The sequence below is a fragment of the Streptomyces sp. NPDC058086 genome, assembly GCF_042885015.1.
In the GTDB taxonomy this organism is placed as follows: Bacteria; Actinomycetota; Actinomycetes; order Streptomycetales; family Streptomycetaceae; genus Streptomyces.
On sequence record NZ_JBHVST010000056.1, the window covers coordinates 21,065 to 46,529 of the forward strand.

The window sequence follows — 25,465 nt, forward strand, 5'->3', positions numbered from 1 at the left end:
ACGGAGCGGGTCGGCCCGGGGCGGAAAGCGCAGGCAGGACAGCTCATGGGTCTCACGAGCAACAAGGTGCTGGTGCTGGCGGTTCTGTTCGCCGTGCTGCTGTTCGTCGGCACGGTGTGGTGGTGGCCGCGGCTGGCGCGGCGCAACTGGCGGGCCGTCAGCGGACGGGTCGGACTGCTTCTGGTCACGCAGGTGGCGATCTTCGCTTCGATCGGCCTGTACGCCAACCAGGCGTTCGGGTTCTACGCGAGCTGGGCGGACCTCTTCGGTCAGGAGAGCGGCCAGGGCGTGGTCGTCTACCACGGCGGCCGGGGCGGTTCCGATGGCGGGCCTCTCCAAGTGGTCGACACCCAGCCGGTGAGCGTGTCGGGCGGGACCCGGCCGCAGATCGGCGGCCAGATCCAGAAGGTCAACATCGTCGGCCGTACGACGCACATCGCCACGCCCGCGTTCGTCTACCTTCCCCCGGAGTACTTCCAGTCGCGCTACCGCACCCGCACTTTCCCGGCGGCCACGATTCTCACCGGCTACCCGGGCACCGCCGCGGCGCTCATCAAGGGTCTGCACTATCCGCAGACGGCCCACGACTTGTCCAAGAACGGGCAGATGCAGCCGATGATCCTCGTCATGATGAGGCCGACGGTCGCGCCCCCGCGCGACACGGAGTGTGTGGACATCCCGGGTGGTCCGCAGACCGAGAAGTTCTTCGCCAAGGACCTCCCCGATGCCGTGTCGGCTCACTACAGGGTGGGCAAAAAGCCCGGAAGCTGGGGCATCGTCGGCGACTCCACGGGCGGCTACTGCGCGCTGAAGCTCGCGCTGCACCACCCCGAGGCGTACGCCGCCGCGGCGGGTCTGTCGCCGTACTACAAGGCACCGATCGACCCCACGACGGGCGACCTCTTCCATGGGAACAAGGAGCTGCGCAACAGCGCGGACCTGCGCTGGTTCATGCAGCACAAGCCCGCCCCCGACACATCGCTGCTGGTCACCAGCAGCAAGGTGGGCGAGCACAACTACAAGGAGACCCTCAAGTTCATCAGCCTCGTGCAGTCCAAGCACCGCACCCAGATCGCGTCGATAATCCTCGACAGCGGCGGCCACAACTTCAACACGTGGCGGCGGGAGATCCCGGCGACGCTTCAGTGGCTCAGCGGGCGGCTGAGCGACAGCTGACAGGCGTCCCCGAATACGTGGGGGCCCTCGTGATACGCGCGAGCCTCCTGGAATTCCTGGAGCCCCTCGAATCTGTCGAATCACGCGAACTCAAGGGAATTGATCAACAAGTGGCCGCATTGCGGGGCAAGCGGGAGCCCTTGTGGGACAAGGCGTTGCCCTTATAGGCGGCTGAGGCGGTGCGAAGCCCCTGGGGTAGCCGTGTTTTTACCGGGCGGGGCTCCAAGATTCGCCTACGCGCGGTAAGTTTCTGGCCATGCCACGTGGACGTCACCGCCATTCCCCACCTCTGCACCGGCTGCTGCCTCCTTCGGCGATCGCAGGCGTCTCGCTCGTCTGCGCCGTGGGGCCCTGGCTGTTCACGGAACCAACGGTGCTTCGCGCCTTGGCCGCGGCCGCCGCGGTGACCGCCGTCGTGGGCGGCGTCGTCATGCGCCGCTGGGACACGGCGGCGGGCAAGCGCGTCGCGGACCTCACGCGCGCGCGTGCGAGTGACGAGTGGCGTCACGAGGAGCGCGTCGCCGAGCTCGAGACCGACCTTGATGAGTCGCGCGAGCTGCGCACCAAGCTCGAGCACAAGCTGCGCGCAAGGCGGACGGAGCTGGCGGGCCTGCGCAACGAACACGCGGCGCTGCTGCGGCGGTACGCCACGGCGGAGACGGAGCGGGCGAGCGCCCTGGAGGGGCGCCGGCTGCTCGAAATAGAGACGGTGGCCCCCGCTCGCGCGCTGCCCGCCGCGACTCAGACCGTGGAGTCGGTGGAGTCCGCGGAATCCGTGGACGCCGTGGACTCGGCGGAGCCGGAGGCTCCCGGGGGCGTGGCTGCCACGGACGAGGACATGAACGAAGGCACTGGTGAGGACACCGAGGGTGGTGTCACCGGCGAAGACGTGACCACCGTGGAGGCGGAGGACGCCGCCGAGGAGTCGACGGACGCGCCCGCGTCTCCCCAGGTCTTCTCCCCGGCCGGGTCGTCGCTCTTCCTGCGTGCCGACGCCGCGCTGAGCCGGATCACGACCGGCGCCGCGGCGACCGACGTCTCCGACGCGGACACTGAACCGGACACCGACCCGGACACCGATCCGGACGACGATGGGAAGCCCGGCGCCGAAGCCGAAGGTGACACTGAGGCCGACTCCGAAGCCGAGGTCGAAACCGCAGCCGCCTCGGATTCCGAGGCTGATGCCGGTGCCCCCGCCTCCGACGAGCGCGAGTCCGCCAAAGGAGAGCTCGCCAAGGGAGAGTCCGCCAAGGGAGGATCCGAAGACGGAGAACCCCCGACGGACGGTCCTCCGAAGGGCAATCGCCCCCTGACCGACGCCAAGACGGCGGCGCTGCCCGTCCCCACCGCACGCGCGGCGTCCAGCGAGGCGGAGCCGGCCGCCCCGGCGGCCCACCCGGTGAAGCCTACGAAGCCCGCCCGTGCCTCCGGGCACTTCACCGTTCCGACCGCGGTGGCCGTCGCCCCGGCCGCGCCCGTGCGGCGCCCCTCGGTCGAGGGCGGGTTCGACTTCTTCGGTACGCAGAAGGGGACGTCCTCGGCCGCCATGGAGGCCATGCAGAACGAGGACCTCGCGGACGTGGTCGGACAGGAGGCGCTCGCCCTGCACAAGGCCGAGACCGAGTCCGGTTTCAAGCCCGTCGACGAAGGGTCCCGCGGTGTCGGCCAGGTCATCGACCTGACCGCGCACGACGAGACCGAGCACATCGACCTGACGGAGCTGCGGACCGCGGCTTCCTGAAGTCGCCCGTACGTGACTCACGCACATGAGGGCAGTGGCTCGGGCCACTGCCCTCGCGTCGTCTCAGGCCGCACGCCGATTCACGCCGATTCACATCGGCTTACGTCATGTCACGCCGTCTCACGCCGTCTCACGCCATCCACCGGTCCGGCCGCGCCTCGCGCCGACCCGTCCGTGACCGGTCGGCCTGCGCCTGAAGAAGCTCCGCGGCCTCCGAGGCGTCCCGCAGCCGCGCCGTCACCGTGTGGTTGGCCCCCGTGTCCACATGGACGTCGGCGACGCCCCTGAAGCGCTCCCAGGGCCCCTGCGTCAGCCGTACGCTCTGCACCTTCGCGTGCGGTACGAGCGAGAGGCGGCGGCGCAGCAGCCCGTGACGCGCCGCGAAGACGGTGTCGGTGACGGCGAGCCCGTACCCCCGCCACCACAGCGGCGCGCACCACCAGGCGCGGCGCGGCGGCCGGGACAGGCCGGACGGCACCGTCACACCCGGCAGCACCCGCGCGATCACCGACTCGGCGACCTCGCGCGGAGCGACGGGCACGAGGACGGAGTTCGAGGACCCCGCCACGTCGAGTTCCACCCGTACCCAGCCGCGTCGCCGCCACAGCAGCGGCTCGACGATCCGTACGGTCTGCACACGTCCGGGCGGCACCGTCTCGTGCGTACGGTCGAGGAGGCCGTGGTCGATGCGCAGCCCGTCCGGGGACTCGCCCACCGTCCAGTCGTACTCGCCGACGAACCGCCCCACGCTGCTCGCGCCCGCGGCGCCGAGCAGTGGCACCCCGGTGGCGAGGACCGTCCACACGCTGTGGGTGGTGAACCACAGGAACGGGGGTACGACGAGCGCGGCGGCCAGGGAACCCCAGGTGGCGCCGGTGAGGACGAGGGAGACGGCGAGGAAGCCCGCGGGCACGTGCAGCAGCTGCCGCACCGGCGCCTCGCCGACCTCGTGAGCCGTCTCGGGGGCGAAACCGGCGGCGCGGGCGAGGAGTTCGGCGCGCAGGGCGCGGGCCTCGTCCTCGCCGAGGAAGGCGAGTTCGTCCTTCTTGTCCGTTCCTATGACGTCGAGTTTGAGCTTGGTGACGCCCGCGACGCGGGCCAGCAGCGGCTGGGTGACGTCGACGGCCTGCAGGCGGTCGAGCCGGATGTGCGCGGTGCGCCGGAACAACAGCCCGGTGCGGATGCGCAGTTCGGTCTCGGTCACCGCGAAGTGCGTGAACCACCAGCTCAGAAAGCCGTAGAGGGCGGCGGCCGGGACGACGACGGCGAGCCCGATGAGCAGCGCGGTCGTCGTCAGCCTGGTCAGCTGCTCCTGCGCCTGGTTGGGGTCGTGCACGGCCCATCCGGCGACCACGGCGACCGGCGCCCAGGCGCGCCGGAACGGCGTCACGGGGTGCAGCCGCCGCTCCATCAGCGGCTTCTCCTCCGGTATGGCGTCCTCCGCGCCGGGCGCCGGCGTGCTCACAGCCCCGCCGATCGGGCCTCGCCCAGCTCGGTCAGCCGGTCACGCAGCCGCTCGGCCTCGGCCGGGTCCAGGCCCGGGATGCACGCGTCGGTCGCGGCGGCCGCCGTGTGCAGCTGCACGCTCGCCAGTCCGAAGTGCCGCTCCACGGGTCCGGAGGTCACCTCGACCAGTTGCATCCGTCCGTACGGCACCACGGTCTCCTCGCGGAACAGCACACCCCGGCTGATCAGCAGGTCGTCCGCGCGCTCGGCGTACCGCCAGGAGCGCCAGTTGCGCCCCAGCATTCCCCAGCCCCACACCAGCAGGGCCAACGGCAGCAGTGCGAAGGCCGCCCAGACGGCGCCCGCGAACACCGCGAGAAGCAGCCCAAGGACGATCGTCAGCAGTCCCAGCCACACCACCAGCAGCAGCCGGCGCATCCGCAGCAGCCCCGGCGGCAGCCCGGTCCAGACCGGCTCCGCCGCCGTGCTTCCCACGGTGTTTCCCGCGGTCTCCGCGCTCCCCGTATCCATGCCGCAAGGGTACGTACGACAGACTGTCCCCATGACTCCTACGACGGAGACCATGGTCGGTATCGGCGGCGCCGCGGAGAGCACCGACATGGTGCTCAACATCGGACCCCAGCACCCGTCCACGCACGGTGTGCTGCGGCTGAAGCTGGTCCTGGACGGTGAGCGGATCCAGCACGCGGAGCCGGTGATCGGCTATATGCACCGCGGCGCGGAGAAGCTCTTCGAGGCGCGCGACTACCGCCAGATCGTCATGCTCGCCAACCGCCACGACTGGCTTTCGGCCTTTTCGAACGAGCTGGGCGTGGTCCTCGCCGTGGAGCGGATGCTCGGCATGGAGGTCCCCGAGCGCGCCGTGTGGATGCGCACACTCCTCGCGGAGCTCAACCGGGTCCTGAACCACTTGATGTTCCTGGGCTCGTACCCCTTGGAGCTGGGCGGGATCACCCCGATCTTCTACGCCTTCACGGAGCGCGAGGAACTCCAGCACGTCATGGAGGAGATCTCCGGCGGGCGGATGCACTACATGTTCAACCGCGTCGGCGGCCTCAAGGAGGACCTTCCGGCCGGCTGGACGACCCGCGCGCGCGGCGCCGTCACGGCCCTGCGCTCGCGGATGGGCGTGTACGACGACCTGGTGCTCGGCAACGAGATCTTCCGGGGACGTACGCGGGGCGTGGGCGCCCTCGCGCCGGAGACCGTGCACGCCTACGGAGTGAGCGGGCCGATCGCCCGCGCCTCGGGCGTCGACTTCGACCTGCGCCGGGACGAGCCGTACCTCGCCTACGGGGAGCTCCAGGACACCCTGAAGGTCGTCACCCGCCAGGAGGGCGACTGCCTGGCCCGCTTCGAGTGCCTCCTCGGGCAGACGCACAACGCGCTCGACCTCGCGGACGCCTGTCTCGACCGGCTCGCGGACCTTCCGCCCGGGCCGATCAACCAGCGCCTCCCGAAGGTCCTGAAGGCGCCCGAGGGACACACCTACGCCTGGACCGAGAACCCCCTCGGGATCAACGGCTACTACCTGGTCAGCAAGGGCGAGAAGACCCCGTACCGGCTGAAGCTGCGCTCGGCCTCGTTCAACAACATCCAGGCGCTGGTGGAGCTGCTGCCCGGGACGCTGGTCGCGGACATGGTGGCGATCCTGGGGTCACTGTTCTTCGTGGTCGGGGACATCGACAAGTAGGCCGTCGACTAGTAGGCCGTCGGCCAGCGGATCGTCGGCAAGCAGGTCGTCGATCACCGGGTTTGGAATTCCAACCGGCTGGAGCAGCCAGCCGAAGTCACCCAGGCCGCCGGTCGCGGTGAGTTCGGCGGCTTCCCCTGCGCCCGCCAGAGCGCGTACGTAGGCGGTGGGGTCCGTGGCGGCTTGCGTGAGCGCCGGCCGGGCGCCGCTCACGCCGAGCGCGCGCAAGGCCGCCCGCTGGGTCACCACGCGTCCTCCGGGCAGCGCGCACGCGTCCAGCGCCACATGCGCCGTGATGTCGCACGAGCCGTCCGGCACGGGCACCGTCTCCCGGCCCTCGCGGAAGCCGGTGAGTGTCCCGAAAGGCGGTCGCGCGGCGGCGAAGTGCGCGTAGTCGACGGCGACGGCGAGACCCCGGTCCACGGAGGCGACCGCACTGGCCCAAGCGGTGTCTCTAGGGACGCCGATCTCGGCGCGGGCCCCCTCGAAGGGCACCTCTTCGGAGGGCGTCCCCGGGAAAGGCGCCTCTTCGGGGGCCAGTGGCCACCACCTCCGCAGCCACTTCGCCGCCGCCCCGGCCACGGGCTCACCCAGGCGCTCGGCCCCGTCGTCACCCCGTACGAGAACCAGCCGGGGTACGCCCGTCGCGTCCACCTCCGCCACGTCCACCGGCACGTTGTCCAGCCACTCGTTGGCGAACAGCAGCCCGGTGATCCCCTTCGGGGGCTGGGTGAGCCACTCGATCCGGTGATCGAGACCGGCGGGGCGGTCGGCACGTTCGACGGCGTACCCGCGCGCGCGGGAGGCCACTTCGGCGGGGAGCGCGGCCAGGACACCGGTCACCAGCTCACCGCGGCCCGCCGCCATGTCCACGAAGGCGAGCTCGGCAGGGCGGCCGAGGGCCTCGTCGACCCGGCACAGCAGCCGGGCGACGGCCGCGGCGAACAGCGGGGACGCGTGCACCGACGTACGGAAGTGCCCGGCCGGCCCCTCGGGCCCGCGATAGAAGCCGGAGGGCCCGTACAGGGCCTCCTCAGTGGCCTCGCGCCAACCTCGCCACGTACCTGTCACCACACGTCTCACTGCACCAGGCTAGGCCCCCCTGAAAGACAGGCCCTAGCCGTCTCGGGCGGGGGAGCATCCACCTTGGGGAGTACGAGCGCCTCTTGCGGATCGACCCTCCGGTTGACCCCTGCACACTGCATGCTTCCCTACGCTGGGTTACGTGCAGCGCCTCTATGACTTCCTCCGCAGGCACCCGACGTGGGTCGACAGCTTCTGGGCCGTCGTCCTGCTCGGGATCTCCGGCGTGAGCCTGACCAATGTCAACGGCGCCTCCGACCAGCGCGGGTCGCTCGCCGCGGCGCTCCCGATCGCCGTCGTACTGAGTGCGGTCGTCGCGCTGCGCCGTCTCATGCCCGAAAAAATGCTGGTCCTGGCCGCAGTGGTAGGTGTCGCACAGGTGGTCCTGGACGTCCCGCCGGCGCCCGCGGACTTCGCGATGTTGGTGATCATCTACACCGTCGCCGCGGACGGTGCCCGCTGGGCTTCGCGCCTCGGGCTGATCGGGGGCCTGTGTGCGGCGACCGTCGGGCAGCTCCGCTGGCCCCTGAGGGATCAGGGTCCGCTGGGCGCCGTCCTGATAGTGATCTTCCAGACGGTTCCGTTCGCGCTCGCCTGGGTCCTCGGTGACTCCATCCGCACCCGACGCGCCTACCTCGCCCAGCTGGAGGAGCGCGCCGCCCGCCTGGAGAAGGAGCGCGAGGCGCAGGCCAAGGTGGCCGTCGCCGCCGAGCGCGCCCGGATCGCCCGAGAACTGCACGACGTGGTCGCGCACAACGTCTCGGTGATGGTGGTCCAGGCGGACGGTGCCGCGTACGTCATGGACGCCGCCCCCGAGCAGGCCAGGAAGGCCCTCGAGACCATCTCCGGGACCGGCCGCCAGGCCCTCGCCGAGATGCGCCGCCTGCTCGGCGTGCTGCGTACCGGCGAGCACCAGGAGAGCGGTGAGTACGTGCCGCAGCCCGACGTCGAGCAGCTCGACGACCTCATCGAGCAGTGCCGCACCTCGGGCCTGCCCGTCGACTTCAAGGTCGAGGGCACCCCGCGCCCGCTGCCCAGCGGGGTGGAGCTCACGGCGTACCGGATCGTCCAGGAGGCGCTCACCAACACGCGCAAGCACGGTGGCCCGAACGCGGGTGCGAGCGTGCGCCTGGTCTACTTCGACGACGGGCTCGGACTGCTCGTCGAGGACGACGGCAAGGGCGCGCCCCACGAGCTGTACGAGGAGGGCGGCGCCGACGGCCAGGGGCACGGCCTGATCGGGATGCGCGAGCGTGTCGGTATGGTCGGCGGCACTCTGGACGCGGGGCCGCGCCCCGGTGGAGGCTTCCGCATCAGCGCCCTGCTGCCGCTCAAGTCGGCTCACTGACACCTGTAACGACACCTTTTGGCAAGTTCCAAAGCTTTTTGACCGTTGATGGAGAGGGAAGAGACCCCGATGGCGATCCGCGTGATGCTCGTCGACGACCAGGTGCTGCTGCGCACCGGCTTCCGGATGGTGCTCGATGCCCAGCCGGACATGGAGGTCGTGGCCGAGGCGGGCGACGGCGTCGAGGCCCTCCAGGTCCTGCGGTCGACCGAGGTCGACGTGGTGCTGATGGACGTACGCATGCCGAAGCTGGACGGTGTGGAGACCACCCGCCGCATCTGCTCGGATCCCAACCCGCCGAAGGTGCTGATCCTCACCACCTTCGACCTCGACGAGTACGCCTTCTCCGGGCTGAAGGCGGGCGCCTCCGGCTTCATGCTCAAGGACGTGCCGCCCGGCGAGCTGCTCACCGCCATCCGCTCCGTGCACAGCGGTGACGCCGTGGTCGCGCCCTCCACCACCCGGCGCCTGCTCGACCGGTTCGCGCCGATGCTGCCCCACGTCGGCAAGGAGCCCCAGCACAAGGAGCTGGAGCGGCTCACCGACCGTGAGCGCGAGGTGATGGTGCTGGTCGCGCAGGGTCTGTCGAACGGCGAGATCGCGGCCCGTCTCGTACTGTCCGAGGCCACCGTGAAGACGCATGTGGGGCGCATCCTGACCAAGCTGGGGCTGCGGGACCGGGTACAGGTGGTGGTTCTCGCCTACGAGACGGGGCTCGTACGGGCGGGCGGGCAGCGTTGATCCGGGACGGGCACCGCTGATCCGGGGCGACGGGCCGATCGTGGGTGCGTGACCGGGGCGTAACCGGGGCCCACTAGGGTCTGCGCATGCTCCTGTGGATCAACGGCCCCTTCGGGGGCGGCAAGACACAGACCGCACACGAGATCCAGCGGCGGCTGCCCGGCAGCGTCGTCTGCGACCCGGAACACGCCGGCTTCGGTCTGCGCCGCATGCTGCCGCCCGAACTGCGCGGGGACTTCCAGGACTTGGCGTCCTGGCGGCAGGGTGTGGTCGAGGTGCTCGACCTCGCCCTCGGCAAACACGACGGCGTGGTCATCGCCCCCATGACGGTCACCAACGCCCGCTATTTCGAGGAGACGGTCGGGCGGCTTACCGAACTGGGCCACGACGTACGGCACTTCGCGCTTCTCGCCGAGCGCGAGACCGTACTGAAGCGGCTGCGTGAGCGCGGCTTCGGACACCTTCTGCAGTACGTCGCCGGGAAGGACGCCCCGTTGCGGCACGAGAGCTGGGCCGTGCGGCAGCTCGACGACTGCCTGGAGCGGCTGCGCGAGCCGGAGTTCGCGGAGCACCTGTGGACCGATCACACGACGGTCGCCAAGACGGCCGACCGGATCGCCGTGCTCGCGGGACTGACGCTGACGCCGAACAAGGACGGGGTGGTGCGGGGGCGGCTGCGGCGGGCGTGGACCGGCGCCAAGCACATCCGGTTCGACTGAGCCTCCGGAGCGCCGGACACGGGTCTGCCGACCTCGACGCGGGTCTGCCGACCTCGACGCGGGTCTGCCGACCTCGACGTGGGCCACCGGGCTCGACGTGGGGCCGACGAGCTCGACGTGGGTCCGCAGGGCTCAGCGCAGGATGCCCTCAAGGAAGTCGCTGCCCAGCCGGGCCACGACGCTGACGTCGAGCTGGTGCAGCACGTACCGCCCGCGGCGCCTCGTGGTGATCAGGCCCGCCTTCTTCAGCACGCCCAGGTGCCGTGATATCTCCGGGGCCGTCATCCCGTTCACCTGCGCCAGCTCGCCCGTGGTGAACGCGCTGCGGGCCAGGCTGCGGCAGATCCGCATCCGGACCGGATGGGACAGGGCGGTCATCCGCAGGGTCAGCTGCTCCAGCGAGAACGGTGCCGCGAGCTCCGGGGAACCGACCGGGTAGTGCAGCACCGGCTGCCAGCCGTAGCGGTGCAGCACCATGAGGTGCGGCCAGCCGAGACTGGTCGGCACGAGGAGGAGCCCGCCCTCCCCGGTGGCCGTCTGGCCCTGGCCCAGCTTGTCGACCGTGATCGTCCGGCCGGTCTCGTCGAGCGTCACCGCCGGGGACACCGAGGCCATGGCCTCGGCCAGGCCCTTGTGCCGCAGGAGGTCCGTCTTGTGGCGGGCGTCCGCCGCGAGCTGGTGGCGCAGCCGGGACCAGGTCTCGGCGAAGAAGGCCTCGTCGCAGTCCTCCAGGAACTGCCGCAGCCATGCCCGGATCTGCGGCGGATCGTCCAGCAGCCGCTTGCTGAACCGCACCTGCTGGGGTCCGCGCGCGGCGGCCAGCTCCAGCGCGCGCTGCTGCAACTCCGGATCGGAGAGCGTGTCGCGGCCCGGCGCCGCGTACGGAAGCGCGCAGGTGAACTCCAGGGCGGCGTCCACGAACTGCTCGTCGGTCAGCTTGTCCAGCAGATCCAGCTCCTCGGCGAGCGTGGCGCCGGGGAGCGTGGTCCTGCCGGGAATCCCCGCGTACGGCAGGAACAGGTCCGAGAACGTCGTCCGCCACAGGAAGTCGGCCTCGCACATCCGGTCCGCGAGATGCGAGTCGAGCCGGGCGGTCACACCGGTCGCCCAGCCCTGCAGCCCGGGGTGGTGACCCGGCTCGGACAGCGCGTGCAGCGCCATGCAGAGCTCGGCCAGGGGCGACGGCACGACGGAGATCCGCTCCTGCCGCAGCCCGGTGACGTCGATGTGCACGCTCATGACCTCATGGTGCACCCCGCCACTGACAACGCCGTCCTCGATTGACGGCGACCGTCAATCGGGGCGACAGCCACCGAGGACGGGCGCAATCTGGGACGACCGGGGCAACCGCGGGCCTTCGGATCCCCCTCCCGTCGCACGTTTCCGTCCCGAGAGGCGATGAGCCATGAGCATCACCCAGCAGTACCTGCTCGACAGCTACCGGGCCCGTCGGCACGGCGAGCCGGCCCCTCCGGCGCCCGGCGCGCACGACTGGCAGGTCGCCCGCGAGCTGCGCGACCTCCGGCGGTTCCGGGCGGTCGTGGCGGGCCGCCCGGCCCACGGCCGGATACGCCAGGCCCTGGGCCGGTGGCTGCGCGGACGGCGGCCGCACCCGGGCCGCTGACCTCCGTGCGGGGTGGCCGACCGCCGACGTCCGTGCGGGGTGGCCGACCGCCGACGTCCGTGCGGGGTGGCCGACCGCCGGCGTCCGTGCGGGGTCGGCCGGGCGCCGGACTCAGTGTGCGCTCAGCCGGGCAGTCGCTCGACGAACTCCCGGACGGCCGCCCGTACGTCCTGCGCCGTCCACTCCAGACCGGGTGCCGCCACCGTGACCTCGGTGAGCGCGAGCCCCGGACCGCCCCGCATCCAGCTCTGAGAGAAGAGCGAGGTCTTCGTCTCCTCGGTCTGCCGCAGCGCCGCGTCCGTGAGGACGTCGGGGTCGTACGGCAGCCAGACCTGGAACTGGTGGGTGTGCGGTTCTTCCGGGTGGACGCGCGCCCAGGCGACCTTGGCCTCCGTGAAACCCTCGCGCAGGGCGGCGGCGACCACACGCGCGTGGGCCACGTACTCCGGCAGCCGGGGCAGCTCCCGGTCCAGGCCGATGAGCGCGGCGAGCACCGTGGGGAACTGCTGGAGGATCATGCCGCCGTACCGGTGCCGCCAGGTCTTCGCCTCGTCGATCAGCGTCTTCGGGCCGGCGATCGCCGCCCCGCCGAAGCCTTCGAGCGACTTGTAGAACGACACATAGACGCTGTCCGCGAGGCCCGCGATCTCGTCCAGCGGGCGGCCGAAGTGCGAGGTGCACTCCCACAGGCGGGCTCCGTCGAAGTGGACCACCGCGTCACGATCCCGGGCGGCTTCCACGGCCTCGGAGAGTTCCTCCCAGGAAGGCAGCACAAAACCGGCGTCCCTGAGCGGCAGTTCGAGCAGCAGCGCCCCGAAGGGCTCCTCGAAGTCCCGTATCTCCTGGGCCGTGGGCAGCCGGGGCTCGTCGGTCACCCGCACCGGGCGCAAGCCGCTGACCTGGCTGAACGCGTGCCGCTCATGGACCTCGGGGTGGCCGAGCGCATGGAGCGCGACGGTCGGGTTCCCGGTGCGGCCCGCCCAGCAGCGCAGGGCGACCTGCTGGGCCATGGTGCCGGTGGGGAAGAAGGCGGCCGCCTCCTTGCCGAGCAGGCCCGCGACCCGCTCCTCCAGGGTCTCGACGATCTGGCCGCCGTAGATGTCGACGGGCCGGTCGAGGTCGTACACGCCCTCGGCGCCCTCGTTCAGCCAGGCCAGCCGCTCCCGGACCGTGTGCTGGTGGCTGGGCCGCCACAGCACGCGCCGGGCCGCCCGCAGCGCGGCACTCCGCCGCTCCCGCAGCCGCTCGGCCGCCTCTTCCGGGTCCTGGCCCGCACTCTCCGGGTCCTGGCCCGCCGTCGCTTCCGCCGTATCGCTCATCCCCGGATGATGTCGCGCGCAGCCCCGCCTCGGCATCCTCGTTTTCCGCGCGCCCGCGACCTGCGGAAACCCACAGCCTGTGGACAACGAAAACGACGCTCGAACCAATCGCGTTAACATGACGAGAAATCGTCCGGTACCCCGAGCGGACTGGAACGGAAGGCCGCCGTCGAGTGAGTACATTCCCCCAGCCAGACCCCAAGGACCGCCCCGCGCGGCTCACCGTCGGCGTTGTCGGCGCGGGCCGGGTCGGCCCCGCCCTCGCCGCGGCGCTCCAGCTCGCCGGGCACCGCCCGGTGGCCGTCTCCGGGGTCTCCGACGCCTCCAGGCGGCGTGCGGCGCTGCTCCTGCCCGACGTGCCGCTGCTCTCCCCGGCGCAGGTCCTGGAGCGCTCCGACCTGGTCCTGCTGACCGTCCCGGACGACGCTCTGCCCGGGCTCGTCGAGGGGCTCGCCGAGACGGGCGCCATCCGGCCCGGACAACTGCTCGTGCACACCTCCGGACGGTACGGCGCGCGGGTGCTCGACCCGGCGCTCAGGGCGGGCGCCCTGCCGCTCGCGCTGCACCCCGCCATGACGTTCACCGGCACCCCCGTGGACGTGCAGCGGCTCGCCGGATGCTCCTTCGGAGTCACCGCGCCCGAACAGCTGCGCCTGGCCGCCGAGGCCCTGGTGATCGAGATGGGCGGCGAGCCCGAGTGGATCGCCGAGGAGTCCCGCCCGCTCTACCACGCGGCCCTCGCGCTCGGCGCCAACCACCTGGTGACCCTGGTCGCCGAGTCCATGGAACTGCTGCGCACCGCCGGCGTGGAGGCCCCGGACCGGATGCTCGGCCCGCTGCTCGGCGCCGCCCTCGACAACGCCCTCAGGTCGGGCGACGCCGCCCTCACCGGGCCCGTCGCGCGCGGGGACGCCGGCACGGTCGCCGCGCACGTCGCCGAACTGCGCAAGCACGCCCCGGGGACCGTCGCCGGCTATCTCGCGATGGCCCGCGCGACCGCCGACCGGGCGCTGGCCCACGGACTGCTGAAGCCGGAACTCGCCGAGGACCTCCTCGGGGTACTCGCCGACGGCGCGACCCTGCCCGACGACGGGAGCGACCGATGACCACCGCCCTGCTGCGCACCGCCGACGAGCTGCACGCGCGCGTACGCCGCGGCAGCCGGGCCGTCGTGATGACCATGGGCGCCCTGCACGAGGGCCACGCCACGCTGATCCGCGCCGCCCGCGAGATCGCCGGGCCCGAGGGCGAAGTCGTCGTCACGGTCTTCGTGAACCCGCTCCAGTTCGGCGCGGGCGAGGACCTCGACCGCTACCCGCGCACCCTCGACGCCGACCTCAAGATCGCCGAGGAGGCGGGCGCGGACGCCGTGTTCGCCCCCTTCGTGGACGAGGTCTACCCCGGCGGCGACCCCCAGGTCCGCCTCTCCGCGGGCCCCATGGGCGAGCGCCTGGAGGGCGCCGTGCGCCCCGGACACTTCGACGGCATGCTCACCGTCGTCGCCAAGCTGCTGCACCTCACCCGGCCCGACGCGGCGCTGTTCGGGCAGAAGGACGCCCAGCAGCTCGCCCTGATCCGCCGCATGGTGCGCGACCTGAACTTCGGCGTGGAGATCGTCGGCGTGCCCACCGTGCGCGAGGAGGACGGGCTCGCCCTCTCCAGCCGCAACCGCTACCTCTCGCCCGAGGAGCGGCGCACCGCGCTCGCCCTCTCCCAGGCGCTCTTCGCGGGCCGCGACCGGCACGCCGCCCAGGAGGCCCTGCGCGCCCGGGCCCGCGAAGTGCCCGCCACGCGCGCGCGTGCCGAGGCGCTCAGTGCGATCGGCGAATCCCGCGCCGCCGCCGACGCGCACGCGGTCGCCAAGGCCGTACCCGGCGGCCCCGCCGCCGTCCGCGCCGCCGCCCGCCTCGTCCTGGACGAGGCCGCCCGCCTCCAGCCGCCGCTGGTCCTGGACTACCTGGCGCTGGTCGACCCGTCCGACTTCACCGACATCGAGGACGACTTCACCGGCGAGGCGGTCCTCGCCGTCGCCGCCCGGGTCGGCACGACCCGCCTGATCGACAACCTCCCCCTCACCTTCGGAGCCGCCTCGTGACCGCCACAGGCACAGGTACACCTACGGGTACTGGCATACGACTGCACGCACCCGCCCCCGGCTGGGCCCTCACCGCGGACGTGGTGGTCGTCGGCTCCGGCGTCGCGGGCCTCACCGCGGCACTGCGCTGCGAGGCCGCGGGCCTGAGGACCGTCGTCGTCACCAAGGCCCGCCTCGACGACGGCTCCACGCGCTGGGCGCAGGGCGGCATCGCCGCGGCCCTCGGCGACGGCGACACCCCCGAACAGCACCTCGACGACACCCTCGTCGCGGGCGCGGGCCTGTGCGACGAGGACGCCGTGCGCATCCTCGTCACCGAGGGCCCCGACGCCGTACGCCGCCTGATCGAGACCGGCGCCCACTTCGACGAGTCCACCGAAGGCGAGCTGGCACTCACCCGTGAGGGCGGCCACCACCGCCGCCGCATCGCGCACGCGGGCGGCGACGCGACGGGCGCCGAGATCTCCCGGGCACTCGTCGAGGCGGTACGCGCGCGTGGTCTGCGCACGGTCGAGAACGCGCTCGTCCTGGACCTCCTCACGGACTCCGACGGCCGCACCGCGGGTGTGACCCTCCACGTCATGGGAGAGGGCCAGCACGACGGCGTGGGAGCCGTCCACGCCCCCACCGTGGTCCTCGCCACCGGCGGCATGGGCCAGGTCTTCTCCGCGACGACGAACCCGTCGGTCTCCACGGGCGACGGCGTGGCGCTCGCCCTGCGCGCGGGCGCCGAGGTCTCCGACCTCGAATTCGTCCAGTTCCACCCGACCGTGCTCTTCCTCGGCCCGGACGCCGAGGGCCAGCAGCCGCTGGTGTCGGAGGCGGTACGCGGCGAGGGCGCCCACCTGGTCGACGCGGACGGCGTGCGCTTCATGGTCGGCCAGCACGAGCTGGCCGAACTGGCGCCCCGGGACATCGTCGCCAAGGGCATCATGCGGCGCATGCAGGAGCAGGACGCCGAGCACATGTACCTCGACGCCCGGCACTTCGGCGCCGACATGTGGGAGCACCGCTTCCCGACCATCCTCGCCGCCTGCCGCGCCCACGGCATCGACCCGGTCGCCGAGCCCGTCCCGGTCGCCCCGGCCGCCCACTACGCCTCCGGAGGCGTCCGCACGGACGCCCGCGGCCGCACCACGGTGCCCGGCCTCTACGCGTGCGGAGAGGTCGCCTGCACCGGCGTCCACGGCGCCAACCGGCTCGCCTCCAACTCCCTCCTGGAAGGCCTCGTCTACGCCGAGCGCATCGCCGCGGACATCGCGCGCAGCCGCTCGGAAAACGGCCTCCACGCGCGCGTGCCCGTACCGGTCCCGCACCCCGAGAAGCCCGCCCACCCCCTGCTCGCCCCCGAGGCACGGTTCACGATCCAGCGGATCATGACGGAGGGCGCCGGTGTGCTGCGCTCCGCCGAGTCCCTCGCGACCGCCACCGGCCGGCTCCAGCAGCTCCACACCGACGCCCGCGACGCCCTCGACGAGAACGGCAAGACCTCCGAGCCCGGCGTCGACACCTGGGAGGCCACCAACCTCCTGTGCGTGGCCAGGGTCCTGGTCGCGGCCGCGCGCCTGCGCGAGGAGACTCGTGGCTGCCACTGGCGCGAGGACCACGCCGACCGCGACGACGCCGACTGGCGCCGCCACATCGTCGTACGGCTGAATCCCGACCGCTCGCTGGCCGTACACACCACGGACACCGCAGACTTCCCCCCGACCCTCCCGCAAACCTCCGGCTCCCCCCGACCAGGGGGGACCCCCGTGCCCCAGCGCCTTCAGGAGCAGTGACAGCAGTGAGCACCCCCGACCTTCCCCTCGCCCAGAGCGGCGGCTGCGGCGACGGCTGCGGCTGCGGCGCCGAAGCGGACGACGACACGTACATGGAGTGCGGCCTCGACCCCGCGCTCGCCCAGCTCCTCGCCGACGCCGGGCTCGACCCGCTGGAGGTCGAGGACATCGCGAACGTCGCCATCCAGGAGGACCTCGACCACGGCGTGGACGTGACGACCGTCGCGACCATCCCCGAGGACGCCGTCTCCACCGCCGACTTCGTCGCCCGTGACGCGGGCGTCGTCGCGGGCCTGCGGGTGGCCGAGGCAGTCATCTCCGTGGTCTGCACCGACGAGTTCGAGGTGGAGCGGCACGTCGAGGACGGCGACCGGGTCGAGGAGGGCCAAAAGCTCCTCAGCGTCACCACCCGCACCCGCGACCTCCTCACCGCCGAGCGCAGCGCGCTGAACCTGCTGTGCCGGCTGTCCGGCATCGCGACCGCCACACGCGCGTGGGCGGACGCCCTGGAGGGCACCAGCACCCGTGTGCGCGACACCCGCAAGACGACGCCGGGCCTGCGCGCCCTGGAGAAGTTCGCGGTGCGCATGGGCGGCGGCGTCAACCACCGCATGTCGTTGTCGGACGCGGCGCTGGTCAAGGACAACCACGTCGTCGCCGCCGGCGGCGTCGCCCAGGCCTTCGAGGCCGTCCGCGAGGCCTTCCCGGAGGTGCCGATCGAGGTCGAGGTCGACACGCTGCACCAGCTGCGCGAGGTCGTGGACGCGGGTGCCGACCTGATCCTTCTCGACAACTTCACGCCCGTCGAGTGCGAGGAGGCGGTGGCCATCGTGGAGGGCCGGGCGCTCCTCGAAGCCTCGGGGCGGCTCACCCTCGCCAACGCCGGGGTTTACGCGAAGACCGGCGTCGACTTCCTGGCCGTGGGCGCGCTGACCCACTCCTCGCCGATCCTGGACATCGGCCTCGACCTGCGCGAGGCGTCGACGGACCAAGCGTCGACGGACCAGGCCTCGACGGACGAGGCGGAGTAGGACCCATGCTGCTCACCATCGATGTCGGCAACACGCACACCGTCCTCGGTCTCTTCGACGGCGAGGAGATCGTCGAGCACTGGCGCATCTCCACGGATGCCCGCCGCACCGCCGACGAGCTCGCCGTGCTCCTCCAGGGCCTGATGGGCATGCATCCGCTGCTCGGCGAGGAACTGGGCGACGGCATCGACGGCATCGCGATCTGCGCCACCGTCCCGTCCGTGCTGCACGAACTGCGCGAGGTGACCCGCCGCTACTACGGCGACGTGCCCGCCGTGCTGGTCGAGCCCGGCGTCAAGACCGGCGTGCCGATCCTCACGGACAACCCCAAGGAGGTCGGCGCGGACCGCATCATCAACTCGGTCGCCGCCGTCGAGCTCTACGGGGGGCCGGCGATCGTCGTCGACTTCGGTACGGCGACCACGTTCGACGCGGTGAGTGCGCGCGGTGAGTACGTCGGCGGTGTCATCGCGCCCGGTATCGAGATCTCCGTGGACGCGCTCGGCGTCAAGGGGGCTCAGCTGCGCAAGATCGAGGTGGCTCGGCCTCGGGCGGTCATCGGCAAGAACACCGTCGAGGCGATGCAGTCCGGGATCATCTACGGGTTCGCGGGGCAGGTCGACGGCGTCGTCAACCGGATGGTGCGCGAGCTGGCGGAGGATCCTGACGACGTCACCGTCATCGCTACGGGTGGGCTGGCGCCGATGGTTCTCGGCGAGTCCTCCGTCATCGACGAGCACGAGCCGTGGCTCACGCTGATCGGTCTGCGCCTGGTCTACGAACGCAACGTGTCCCGCACCTGAGTCCCTCGCCCCCGCCGCCCCTACCCGTCCCATCCTTCTGGGGCTCTGCCCCAGCCCCCGCCAGGGGCGCTGCGCCCCCTGGACCCCCGCATCGGCCTGGACGGCCTCGTCCTCAATCGCCGGACGGGCTGGATGGTGCGGGCCGGGGTGGGTTGAGGGGGCGGGTGGGGCATCGGCCTCCGGCCTGGTCCTCAAACGCCGGCCGAGCCGAGGCCCACCGGCCGTCAGCCGAACGAACTCGGGCGGGCGGGGAATGCGGGGCGAAGCCTCCGCCCTGGGGGCGCGGGGAACTGCGCGCCCAGCCCCCACCGTCCCGCAGCCAAAAGGCCCCGCAGGGGCGCGGGGGACGGCGCGGGCAACCCCCGCCGTCCCGCAGCCGAAGGGATCGAGTGGGCGGGGTTCGGGGCGGAGCCCCGCCGGGGCGTCGTCGGGGAGGACACTCACCTGCGGCCCAACCACCCGCCGACCCCCGGAGGGACACGCGCAGATGCTATGCGGATTTTGTCTGATTAGCGCGTATCGTCGCCGCATGCCCACGCCCTACGGATCCCGCGGCGGCATGGCGTTCGGAGCACAGGAGCTGCGTGTGCTCCGTCGCGCTCTCGCCCTCGCCCTCCACCCCACCCCCGCCTCGGCCGAAGACGTCCAGGACTGCCTCCGCCTCGCCGAGTCCGTCGACGAGGCGGCCCGCGAGGGAGCCAGGCTCAGGGCCTTCCTGCTGGCCGACCTCGCCCGCTACCGGGCCGCCCTGCCCGGCACCGCCGCGGGCTATCTCGTCCTCCTGGAGGAGGCACTCGGCTCGGGCTACCGTCCCGACCCGGACGACCTCACCGCGCTCCGGGCGCTGAGCGGCAACCCCGCCGCCGCCGCCCTCCTGGACCGCTGCCGCGCCCTCGCCGAGCAGGACGTCCGCACCCGCCTCGCGGGCTTCTCCGCCCCGCCCACGGTCCCCGCCTCCCGTAACCGCCTGACGGCCCTGCCGGGCGGCCTGGCCGCGACCTCGGCCTCGGAGGAACCCGTGAAGAAGCCCGCGGGCAGCCCCGCCGCCGAGCCGCGGCCGCAGTCCCCGGCCAGGAGCCCGCGCCCGGACCGTCCGATCCCGACCCCGGGAGAGGTCTTCCCACCGAAGCGCAAGCCCGCGCCGCCACCGGCGAACCCGCCGCAGCAACTCGCCGCGGGCTAGCTACTCTGGAGGCATGGACTATGTCTCCGCGCTGGTGCCCCCCGTAGTGATGGCCGTGTTCTTCATCGGGTTGATCGTGACGATCGTGAAGACCCAGGGCGGGGCCAACAAGTCCAAGGAGGACGCGGTCGTCGACGCCGCCCTCGCGCGCGCGGAGAGCGCCCGCCAGGCCTCTCCCGACATCAAGGCCTGAGGCGACAGCAGGACCACAGCCCCGGCCGACGCGGCCCGCGCCCCCGCCGGGGCACTCATCGGCGTACGACTCATACGTTCTCATACGTTTTTCGAGTCGTACGCCCTTTTTGTTGCTGATCTACCATTATTGTTCTGAGCTGTGCCTCGCCCATTGGGAGAACTCGAAGACGCGGTCATGACGCGGGTGTGGAAGTGGAACCGCCCGGTGACCGTTCGAGAAGTCCTGGAAGACCTTCAGCAGGAACGGTCCATCGCGTACACCACGGTGATGACCGTTTTGGACAATCTCCATCAGAAGGGCTGGGTCCGCAGGGAGGCGGAAGGCCGGGCCTATCGATATGAGGCGGTCTCCACGCGTGCCGCCTACTCGGCCGCACTGATGAACGACGCGTGGTCCCAGAGCGACAACCCCGCCGCCGCTCTCGTCGCCTTCTTCGGCATGATGAGTGAGGAGCAGCGGCGCGCGCTGCGGGATGCCGTACACATCGTGCAAGGGCCTGAGGAAGGCCCCGAACAAGGCGGGGCCGGCGGCGAAACACGTGTAACCCCGGACGCTGCCGACGAGAAGCGGGTCGAGAAGCCAGTCGAGAAGCCCGATGAGGCATCGGGTGAGAAGCCGGGCGAGAACCCCGACTCCGGCCCGGGCGGCACCGGGCGATAGCGTCCGCCCATGCCAGCAGAGCATCCAGCACCGCGTCCCGAAGACACCGCGAAAGCCGTCACCGTCCGGCGGGCCAGAACCAGTGATGTCCCGGCCGTGCGCCGCCTCCTCGACGCGAACGTCCGCCGCGGCATCCTGCTCGACAAAGCGACGGTGACGCTTTACGAGGACATCCAGGAGTTCTGGGTCGCGGAACGTGATGACAACGCCGAGGTGGTGGGGTGCGGTGCGCTGCACGTCATGTGGGAAGACCTCGCCGAAGTCCGCACTCTCTCGGTGAACCCCGTGGTCAAGGGCGTCGGTGTCGGTCATCAGTTGCTGGAGAAGTTGCTGCAGACCGCCCGCTGGCTCGGCGTTCGCCGGGTTTTCTGTCTGACCTTCGAAGTCGACTTCTTCGCGAAGCACGGCTTCGTGGAGATCGGCGAGACGCCCGTCGACAGGGATGTCTACGCCGAGCTGCTGCGTTCCTATGACGAGGGCGTGGCAGAGTTCCTCGGTCTCGAACGAGTGAAACCGAACACCTTGGGCAACAGCCGGATGCTTCTGCATCTGTGATCGGCGGCGACTATTCCGCCCGACCGCCTTGCCCGCGTTCCCTATGTCCGAAACGCGCACGTTTCCGGTCTTCCAGCGGCCCCCGAGTCTCACCCAGGGGTTTGTGTTTTTCCAGCAAAAGCGGTTTGCTTTCCGACGTACTGCAGTACTGCATATAACAGGGGACGTGAAACAGCGGCAGACGCCGCAGGCCCTCGGCCCTCAAGTTATCGATGAAAGGAAATCCGGTGGCACAGAAGGTTCAGGTCCTTCTTGTCGACGACCTCGACGGTGGCGAGGCGGACGAGACCGTGACGTTCGCGCTGGACGGCAAGACGTACGAAATCGATCTCACGACCGCCAATGCGGACAAGCTCCGTGGCCTTCTCGAGCCCTACGTGAAGGGTGGTCGTCGTACCGGAGGCCGTGCTGCGGGGGGGCGTGGAAAGGCGCGTGTCGCTTCCGGTGGCAGCCAGGACACCGCACAGATCCGCGCGTGGGCGAAGGAGAACGGTTACGAGGTCAACGACCGTGGCCGCGTTCCGGCGTCCATTCGCGAGGCCTATGAGAAGGCCAACGGCTGAGTCGAGGCCCATGGCCCAGCTGCCCAGCCAAGGTCTACGAGTAGGCCGGCGGCTGGGCGCACGCGCGTCGAAGCCGGACCCGGTGGCACTGTGTCGCCATCGTGTCCACGAGTCGTACGAGATCGGGGGCGCCCCCATCGCCCCCCACGGCCGACAGAGTCGGCAACGAGGGTTCCACCTCGCACCCCGGCTCGGGGGGCCGCAGCCAGACGGCGGCCCCCTGTGGACCGGACCCGCCGGCCCCGGCCGTCCCTGCCCCGTCCGTGGTGAGTGGCCCCTCGGGCATCCCTGGCGGCAGCGGAGCCTCGATGCTCCCGCCCGCGCCGATCGCCGTGAGATCGAGCGCGAGAGCGCCCCACTCCAGCCAGTCGAGCAGCCCCGGCAGTTCCTCCGCGCTTCCCGCAGCCACCAGTAGCCACATCCGCGTCCCGTGCCGAGCCGGCCACTTCTCACGCCGAGCCGCCGGATCCTCGCGCGGCGCCGAGCGACTGGTGTGCAGTGCCACCGGAGAGGCCGGTCCCAGGTGTCGCAGGGCCCTGACACCCGCCTCCGCAGGGACGTCCAGGACGTCGAAGCGCAGGCCGGCGGCCAGTCGTAGCGGCGAACCGGGCACTGTCGCCCAGCCGAGTTCGTTCGCGTACCACCGCCGCACCGGGTCGCTCGGGTGGAGCGGGCGGCGAGGGAGGGGGACAGTGGGAAGCATGTCAGGAGCAACCGTCAGAAGGGCTCCGTGGTTACGCTGGGTGTTTCGTCATGTGCGCTGAGTATCGAAAGAAGAGGTGTGCGGGGGCGATCGGTGGCGCAAGGATGTTCGCCCATAGCGGAGGGAACCGGTGTGCGCGGCATGGAGTGTCAGTGCGTACGGGTAAGACATCCCTAGTGAGAGGGGCGACACGCATGGCTCGGGCATCTCACGTTCGCCATCGGCGTACAGCCGGTGCGGGTATCTGCCTGGCCTGCGGGAACATCGTCTCGCACCATCAGGTTGAAGCAGATGTCGGCGTTCGGGGTCAGGAGGCCAAGGACGGTGTCGGCAGTTGGAATGAGCGGTCCCCGCTTGCGGGACTAAGCTGCGGAAGGACAGGGAGGGGAGCGTCCCCTTACTGCCTGACCGCTCTGAGGAGCGATTAACGATGTTCGAGAGGTTCACCGACCGCGCGCGGCGGGTTGTCGTCCTGGCTCAGGAAGAAGCCCGGATGCTCAACCACAACTACATCGGCACCGAGCACATCCTCCTGGGCCTGATCCACGAGGGTGAGGGTGTCGCCGCTAAGGCCCTGGAGAGCCTCGGGATTTCGCTCGAGGCGGTCCGCCAGCAGGTGGAGGAGATCATCGGGCAGGGGCAGCAGGCCCCGTCCGGGCACATCCCCTTCACCCCCCGTGCCAAGAAGGTCCTGGAGCTGTCGCTCCGCGAGGCCCTTCAGCTGGGCCACAACTACATCGGCACGGAGCACATCCTGCTCGGCCTGATCCGAGAGGGCGAGGGCGTCGCCGCCCAGGTCCTGGTCAAGCTGGGCGCAGACCTCAACCGGGTGCGGCAGCAGGTCATCCAGCTGCTCTCCGGCTACCAGGGCAAGGAGACCGCCACCGCCGGCGGTCCTGCCGAGGGCACCCCCTCCACGTCCCTGGTCCTCGATCAGTTCGGCCGGAACCTCACCCAGGCCGCTCGTGAGTCCAAGCTCGACCCGGTCATCGGGCGCGAGAAGGAGATCGAGCGGGTCATGCAGGTGCTGTCCCGCCGGACCAAGAACAACCCGGTCCTCATCGGCGAGCCCGGCGTCGGCAAGACCGCCGTCGTCGAGGGCCTGGCGCAGGCCATCGTCAAGGGCGAGGTGCCCGAGACCCTCAAGGACAAGCACCTCTACACCCTCGACCTGGGCGCGCTGGTCGCCGGTTCCCGCTACCGCGGTGACTTCGAGGAGCGGCTGAAGAAGGTCCTCAAGGAGATCCGCACCCGCGGCGACATCATCCTGTTCATCGACGAGCTGCACACGCTCGTGGGTGCGGGTGCCGCCGAGGGCGCCATCGACGCGGCGTCGATCCTGAAGCCGATGCTGGCGCGCGGTGAGCTCCAGACCATCGGTGCGACGACCCTGGACGAGTACCGCAAGCACCTCGAGAAGGACGCGGCCCTCGAGCGCCGCTTCCAGCCGATCCAGGTGGCGGAGCCTTCCCTCCCCCACACGATCGAGATCCTCAAGGGCCTGCGCGACCGTTACGAGGCGCACCACCGGGTCTCCATCACGGACGAGGCGCTGGTCCAGGCCGCCACCCTGGCCGACCGGTACATCTCGGACCGCTTCCTGCCGGACAAGGCGATCGACCTCATCGACGAGGCCGGTTCCCGGATGCGCATCCGCCGGATGACCGCGCCGCCGGACCTCCGCGAGTTCGACGAGAAGATCGCGGGCGTCCGCCGCGACAAGGAGTCGGCCATCGACTCCCAGGACTTCGAGAAGGCGGCCTCTCTCCGCGACAAGGAGAAGCAGCTGCTGGCGGCGAAGGCCAAGCGTGAGAAGGAGTGGAAGGCCGGCGACATGGACGTCGTCGCCGAGGTCGACGGCGAGCTGATCGCCGAGGTCCTCGCGACCGCGACCGGCATCCCCGTCTTCAAGCTGACCGAGGAGGAGTCCTCGCGTCTGCTGCGCATGGAGGACGAGCTCCACAAGCGGGTCATCGGCCAGAAGGACGCCGTCAAGGCGCTCTCGAAGGCGATCCGTCGTACGCGGGCCGGTCTGAAGGACCCGAAGCGTCCGGGTGGTTCGTTCATCTTCGCGGGTCCGTCCGGTGTCGGTAAGACCGAGTTGTCCAAGGCCCTCGCCGAGTTCCTCTTCGGTGACGAGGACGCGCTGATCTCCCTCGACATGTCGGAGTTCAGCGAGAAGCACACGGTGTCGCGTCTCTTCGGTTCGCCCCCCGGATACGTGGGCTACGAAGAGGGCGGTCAGCTGACGGAGAAGGTGCGGCGCAAGCCGTTCTCGGTCGTCCTCTTCGACGAGGTCGAGAAGGCCCACCCGGACATCTTCAACTCGCTGCTGCAGATCCTGGAGGACGGTCGCCTGACCGACTCCCAGGGCCGGGTCGTGGACTTCAAGAACACGGTCATCATCATGACGACCAACCTCGGCACGCGGGACATCTCGAAGGGCTTCAACCTGGGCTTCGCGGCCACGGGTGACACGAAGTCGAACTACGAGCGCATGAAGAACAAGGTCTCGGACGAGCTCAAGCAGCACTTCCGCCCCGAGTTCCTCAACCGCGTCGACGACGTGGTCGTCTTCCCGCAGCTGACGCAGGAGGACATCCTCAAGATCGTCGACCTGATGGTCGGCAAGGTGGACGAGCGCCTCAAGGACCGGGACATGGGCATCGAGCTCTCCCAGTCCGCCAAGGAACTGCTGTCCAAGAAGGGTTACGACCCCGTCCTGGGCGCGCGGCCGCTGCGTCGCACGATCCAGCGCGAGATCGAGGACACGCTCTCGGAGAAGATCCTCTTCGGCGAGCTGCGCCCCGGTCACATCGTGGTCGTCGACACGGAGGGCGAGGGCGACACCAAGACCTTCACCTTCCGCGGTGAGGAGAAGTCGGCGCTGCCCGACGTCCCGCCGATCGAGCAGGCCGCGGGTGGAGCAGGGCCCAACCTGAGCAAGGAGGCGTAGCGCTCGGCGCTCGCCTGAACGAAGGGGC

General features: G+C 71.0%; 24 protein-coding genes. 18 read left to right on the forward strand and 6 right to left on the reverse strand.

The features are described 5' to 3' along the window. Positions 1–45 precede the first annotated feature (45 nt). Positions 46–1,176: an alpha/beta hydrolase gene (locus ACFVWD_RS34370; protein ID WP_389601814.1), complete on the forward strand. Its 1,131-nt coding sequence runs from the start codon at positions 46–48 to the stop codon at positions 1,174–1,176. Positions 1,177–1,432: 256 nt separating this feature from the next. Beyond that, complete coding sequence (locus ACFVWD_RS34375; protein WP_389601815.1) at positions 1,433–2,917, forward strand: hypothetical protein; 1,485 nt, start codon at positions 1,433–1,435, stop codon at positions 2,915–2,917. Positions 2,918–3,047: 130 nt separating this feature from the next. Here ACFVWD_RS34375 and ACFVWD_RS34380 read toward each other — a convergent pair whose 3' ends face one another. Continuing rightward, complete coding sequence (locus ACFVWD_RS34380) at positions 3,048–4,328, reverse strand: PH domain-containing protein (RefSeq protein WP_389601866.1); 1,281 nt, start codon at positions 4,326–4,328, stop codon at positions 3,048–3,050. Positions 4,329–4,378: 50 nt separating this feature from the next. Further along, positions 4,379–4,894, reverse strand: a complete 516-nt coding sequence (locus ACFVWD_RS34385; RefSeq protein WP_389601817.1) for a PH domain-containing protein — start codon at positions 4,892–4,894, stop codon at positions 4,379–4,381. A gap of 31 nt (positions 4,895–4,925) precedes the next feature. On the opposite strand from ACFVWD_RS34385, the gene ACFVWD_RS34390 reads away from it, so the two are divergent. Further along, positions 4,926–6,077 carry an NADH-quinone oxidoreductase subunit D gene (locus ACFVWD_RS34390; protein ID WP_351700266.1) on the forward strand — a complete coding sequence of 384 codons (1,152 nt, stop codon included), beginning with the start codon at positions 4,926–4,928 and terminating at the stop codon, positions 6,075–6,077. Here ACFVWD_RS34390 and ACFVWD_RS34395 read toward each other — a convergent pair. Then, entirely contained in the window at positions 6,042–7,160 is a 1,119-nt protein-coding gene (locus ACFVWD_RS34395; RefSeq protein ID WP_389601819.1) for an SAM-dependent methyltransferase, read from the reverse strand. The two genes, ACFVWD_RS34390 and ACFVWD_RS34395, sit on opposite strands and share 36 nt — an antisense overlap. Positions 7,161–7,302: 142 nt before the next feature. On the opposite strand from ACFVWD_RS34395, the gene ACFVWD_RS34400 reads away from it, so the two are divergent. The 3 genes from ACFVWD_RS34400 (at position 7,303) to ACFVWD_RS34410 (ending at position 9,968) form a co-directional block, all read left to right on the forward strand. Beyond that, positions 7,303–8,508, forward strand: coding sequence for a sensor histidine kinase (locus ACFVWD_RS34400; protein ID WP_101399903.1), 1,206 nt, complete (start codon positions 7,303–7,305; stop codon positions 8,506–8,508). A 69-nt stretch (positions 8,509–8,577) separates the two neighbouring features. Further along, complete coding sequence (locus ACFVWD_RS34405; protein ID WP_389601821.1) at positions 8,578–9,249, forward strand: response regulator; 672 nt, start codon at positions 8,578–8,580, stop codon at positions 9,247–9,249. 86 nt (positions 9,250–9,335) lie between these two features. After that, the gene (locus tag ACFVWD_RS34410) at positions 9,336–9,968 is read left to right on the forward strand and encodes an AAA family ATPase (RefSeq protein ID WP_168494249.1); all 633 of its coding nucleotides are present in this window, start codon (positions 9,336–9,338) and stop codon (positions 9,966–9,968) included. 132 nt (positions 9,969–10,100) lie between these two features. Here the strand turns inward: ACFVWD_RS34410 and ACFVWD_RS34415 are convergent, their stop codons facing one another. Further along, entirely contained in the window at positions 10,101–11,207 is a 1,107-nt protein-coding gene (locus tag ACFVWD_RS34415) for a DUF5937 family protein (protein ID WP_168494251.1), read from the reverse strand. 166 nt (positions 11,208–11,373) lie between these two features. Between ACFVWD_RS34415 and ACFVWD_RS34420 the strand changes: the two genes are divergently transcribed. After that, positions 11,374–11,592, forward strand: coding sequence for a hypothetical protein (locus ACFVWD_RS34420; RefSeq protein WP_168509988.1), 219 nt, complete (start codon positions 11,374–11,376; stop codon positions 11,590–11,592). Between the two features lie 122 nt (positions 11,593–11,714). Here the strand turns inward: ACFVWD_RS34420 and ACFVWD_RS34425 are convergent, their stop codons facing one another. Next, positions 11,715–12,911: a threonine aldolase family protein gene (locus ACFVWD_RS34425; RefSeq protein ID WP_389601823.1), complete on the reverse strand. Its 1,197-nt coding sequence runs from the start codon at positions 12,909–12,911 to the stop codon at positions 11,715–11,717. A 173-nt stretch (positions 12,912–13,084) separates the two neighbouring features. Here ACFVWD_RS34425 and ACFVWD_RS34430 point away from each other — a divergent pair, with 173 nt between their 5' ends. The 10 genes from ACFVWD_RS34430 to ACFVWD_RS34475 all read left to right on the forward strand — a co-directional run bounded on the left by ACFVWD_RS34430 (position 13,085) and on the right by ACFVWD_RS34475 (position 21,778). After that, positions 13,085–14,017 carry a Rossmann-like and DUF2520 domain-containing protein gene (locus ACFVWD_RS34430; protein WP_075032433.1) on the forward strand — a complete coding sequence of 311 codons (933 nt, stop codon included), beginning with the start codon at positions 13,085–13,087 and terminating at the stop codon, positions 14,015–14,017. Next, positions 14,014–15,006, forward strand: a complete 993-nt coding sequence (gene panC / locus ACFVWD_RS34435; RefSeq protein ID WP_389601825.1) for a pantoate--beta-alanine ligase — start codon at positions 14,014–14,016, stop codon at positions 15,004–15,006. The genes ACFVWD_RS34430 and panC overlap by 4 nt, the downstream gene beginning before the upstream one ends. Then, positions 15,003–16,787: an L-aspartate oxidase gene (locus ACFVWD_RS34440; protein WP_389601827.1), complete on the forward strand. Its 1,785-nt coding sequence runs from the start codon at positions 15,003–15,005 to the stop codon at positions 16,785–16,787. Before panC ends, ACFVWD_RS34440 begins: the two co-directional genes overlap by 4 nt. 5 nt (positions 16,788–16,792) lie before the next feature. Continuing rightward, positions 16,793–17,818: a carboxylating nicotinate-nucleotide diphosphorylase gene (gene nadC / locus ACFVWD_RS34445; RefSeq protein WP_389601829.1), complete on the forward strand. Its 1,026-nt coding sequence runs from the start codon at positions 16,793–16,795 to the stop codon at positions 17,816–17,818. 5 nt (positions 17,819–17,823) lie between these two features. Further along, the gene (locus ACFVWD_RS34450) at positions 17,824–18,621 is read left to right on the forward strand and encodes a type III pantothenate kinase (RefSeq protein ID WP_054237503.1); all 798 of its coding nucleotides are present in this window, start codon (positions 17,824–17,826) and stop codon (positions 18,619–18,621) included. A gap of 559 nt (positions 18,622–19,180) precedes the next feature. After that, complete coding sequence (locus ACFVWD_RS34455) at positions 19,181–19,804, forward strand: hypothetical protein (protein ID WP_389601868.1); 624 nt, start codon at positions 19,181–19,183, stop codon at positions 19,802–19,804. Positions 19,805–19,817: 13 nt separating this feature from the next. Then, on the forward strand, positions 19,818–19,997 hold the full coding sequence (locus ACFVWD_RS34460) for a hypothetical protein (protein WP_095853288.1): 180 nt from the start codon (positions 19,818–19,820) through the stop codon (positions 19,995–19,997). A 177-nt stretch (positions 19,998–20,174) separates the two neighbouring features. Further along, positions 20,175–20,660, forward strand: coding sequence for a BlaI/MecI/CopY family transcriptional regulator (locus ACFVWD_RS34465; RefSeq protein WP_389601830.1), 486 nt, complete (start codon positions 20,175–20,177; stop codon positions 20,658–20,660). Between the two features lie 9 nt (positions 20,661–20,669). Beyond that, positions 20,670–21,215 (forward strand): amino-acid N-acetyltransferase, encoded by a 546-nt coding sequence (locus tag ACFVWD_RS34470; protein ID WP_168494265.1) that lies wholly within the window; start codon positions 20,670–20,672, stop codon positions 21,213–21,215. Positions 21,216–21,442: 227 nt separating this feature from the next. Further along, complete coding sequence (locus tag ACFVWD_RS34475; protein ID WP_054237508.1) at positions 21,443–21,778, forward strand: Lsr2 family protein; 336 nt, start codon at positions 21,443–21,445, stop codon at positions 21,776–21,778. A 34-nt stretch (positions 21,779–21,812) separates the two neighbouring features. Here the strand turns inward: ACFVWD_RS34475 and ACFVWD_RS34480 are convergent, their stop codons facing one another. Then, positions 21,813–22,481, reverse strand: a complete 669-nt coding sequence (locus tag ACFVWD_RS34480) for an SCO3374 family protein (protein ID WP_389601832.1) — start codon at positions 22,479–22,481, stop codon at positions 21,813–21,815. 430 nt (positions 22,482–22,911) lie between these two features. On the opposite strand from ACFVWD_RS34480, the gene ACFVWD_RS34485 reads away from it, so the two are divergent. Beyond that, positions 22,912–25,437, forward strand: coding sequence for an ATP-dependent Clp protease ATP-binding subunit (locus ACFVWD_RS34485; protein ID WP_054237510.1), 2,526 nt, complete (start codon positions 22,912–22,914; stop codon positions 25,435–25,437). The last annotated feature ends 28 nt before the right edge of the window (positions 25,438–25,465 follow it).

Coding starts and splice junctions, on each gene's coding strand:
- ACFVWD_RS34370 (WP_389601814.1), top strand. CDS start 46: ATGGGTCTCACGAGCAACAAGGTGCTGGTGCTGGCGGTTCTGTTCGCC.
- ACFVWD_RS34375 (WP_389601815.1), top strand. CDS start 1,433: ATGCCACGTGGACGTCACCGCCATTCCCCACCTCTGCACCGGCTGCTG.
- ACFVWD_RS34380 (WP_389601866.1), bottom strand. CDS start 4,328: ATGGAGCGGCGGCTGCACCCCGTGACGCCGTTCCGGCGCGCCTGGGCG.
- ACFVWD_RS34385 (WP_389601817.1), bottom strand. CDS start 4,894: ATGGATACGGGGAGCGCGGAGACCGCGGGAAACACCGTGGGAAGCACG.
- ACFVWD_RS34390 (WP_351700266.1), top strand. CDS start 4,926: ATGACTCCTACGACGGAGACCATGGTCGGTATCGGCGGCGCCGCGGAG.
- ACFVWD_RS34405 (WP_389601821.1), top strand. CDS start 8,578: ATGGCGATCCGCGTGATGCTCGTCGACGACCAGGTGCTGCTGCGCACC.
- ACFVWD_RS34410 (WP_168494249.1), top strand. CDS start 9,336: ATGCTCCTGTGGATCAACGGCCCCTTCGGGGGCGGCAAGACACAGACC.
- ACFVWD_RS34415 (WP_168494251.1), bottom strand. CDS start 11,207: ATGAGCGTGCACATCGACGTCACCGGGCTGCGGCAGGAGCGGATCTCC.
- ACFVWD_RS34420 (WP_168509988.1), top strand. CDS start 11,374: ATGAGCATCACCCAGCAGTACCTGCTCGACAGCTACCGGGCCCGTCGG.
- ACFVWD_RS34425 (WP_389601823.1), bottom strand. CDS start 12,911: ATGAGCGATACGGCGGAAGCGACGGCGGGCCAGGACCCGGAGAGTGCG.
- panC (WP_389601825.1), top strand. CDS start 14,014: ATGACCACCGCCCTGCTGCGCACCGCCGACGAGCTGCACGCGCGCGTA.
- ACFVWD_RS34450 (WP_054237503.1), top strand. CDS start 17,824: ATGCTGCTCACCATCGATGTCGGCAACACGCACACCGTCCTCGGTCTC.
- ACFVWD_RS34455 (WP_389601868.1), top strand. CDS start 19,181: ATGGCGTTCGGAGCACAGGAGCTGCGTGTGCTCCGTCGCGCTCTCGCC.
- ACFVWD_RS34460 (WP_095853288.1), top strand. CDS start 19,818: ATGGACTATGTCTCCGCGCTGGTGCCCCCCGTAGTGATGGCCGTGTTC.
- ACFVWD_RS34465 (WP_389601830.1), top strand. CDS start 20,175: ATGACGCGGGTGTGGAAGTGGAACCGCCCGGTGACCGTTCGAGAAGTC.
- ACFVWD_RS34470 (WP_168494265.1), top strand. CDS start 20,670: ATGCCAGCAGAGCATCCAGCACCGCGTCCCGAAGACACCGCGAAAGCC.
- ACFVWD_RS34480 (WP_389601832.1), bottom strand. CDS start 22,481: ATGCTTCCCACTGTCCCCCTCCCTCGCCGCCCGCTCCACCCGAGCGAC.
- ACFVWD_RS34485 (WP_054237510.1), top strand. CDS start 22,912: ATGTTCGAGAGGTTCACCGACCGCGCGCGGCGGGTTGTCGTCCTGGCT.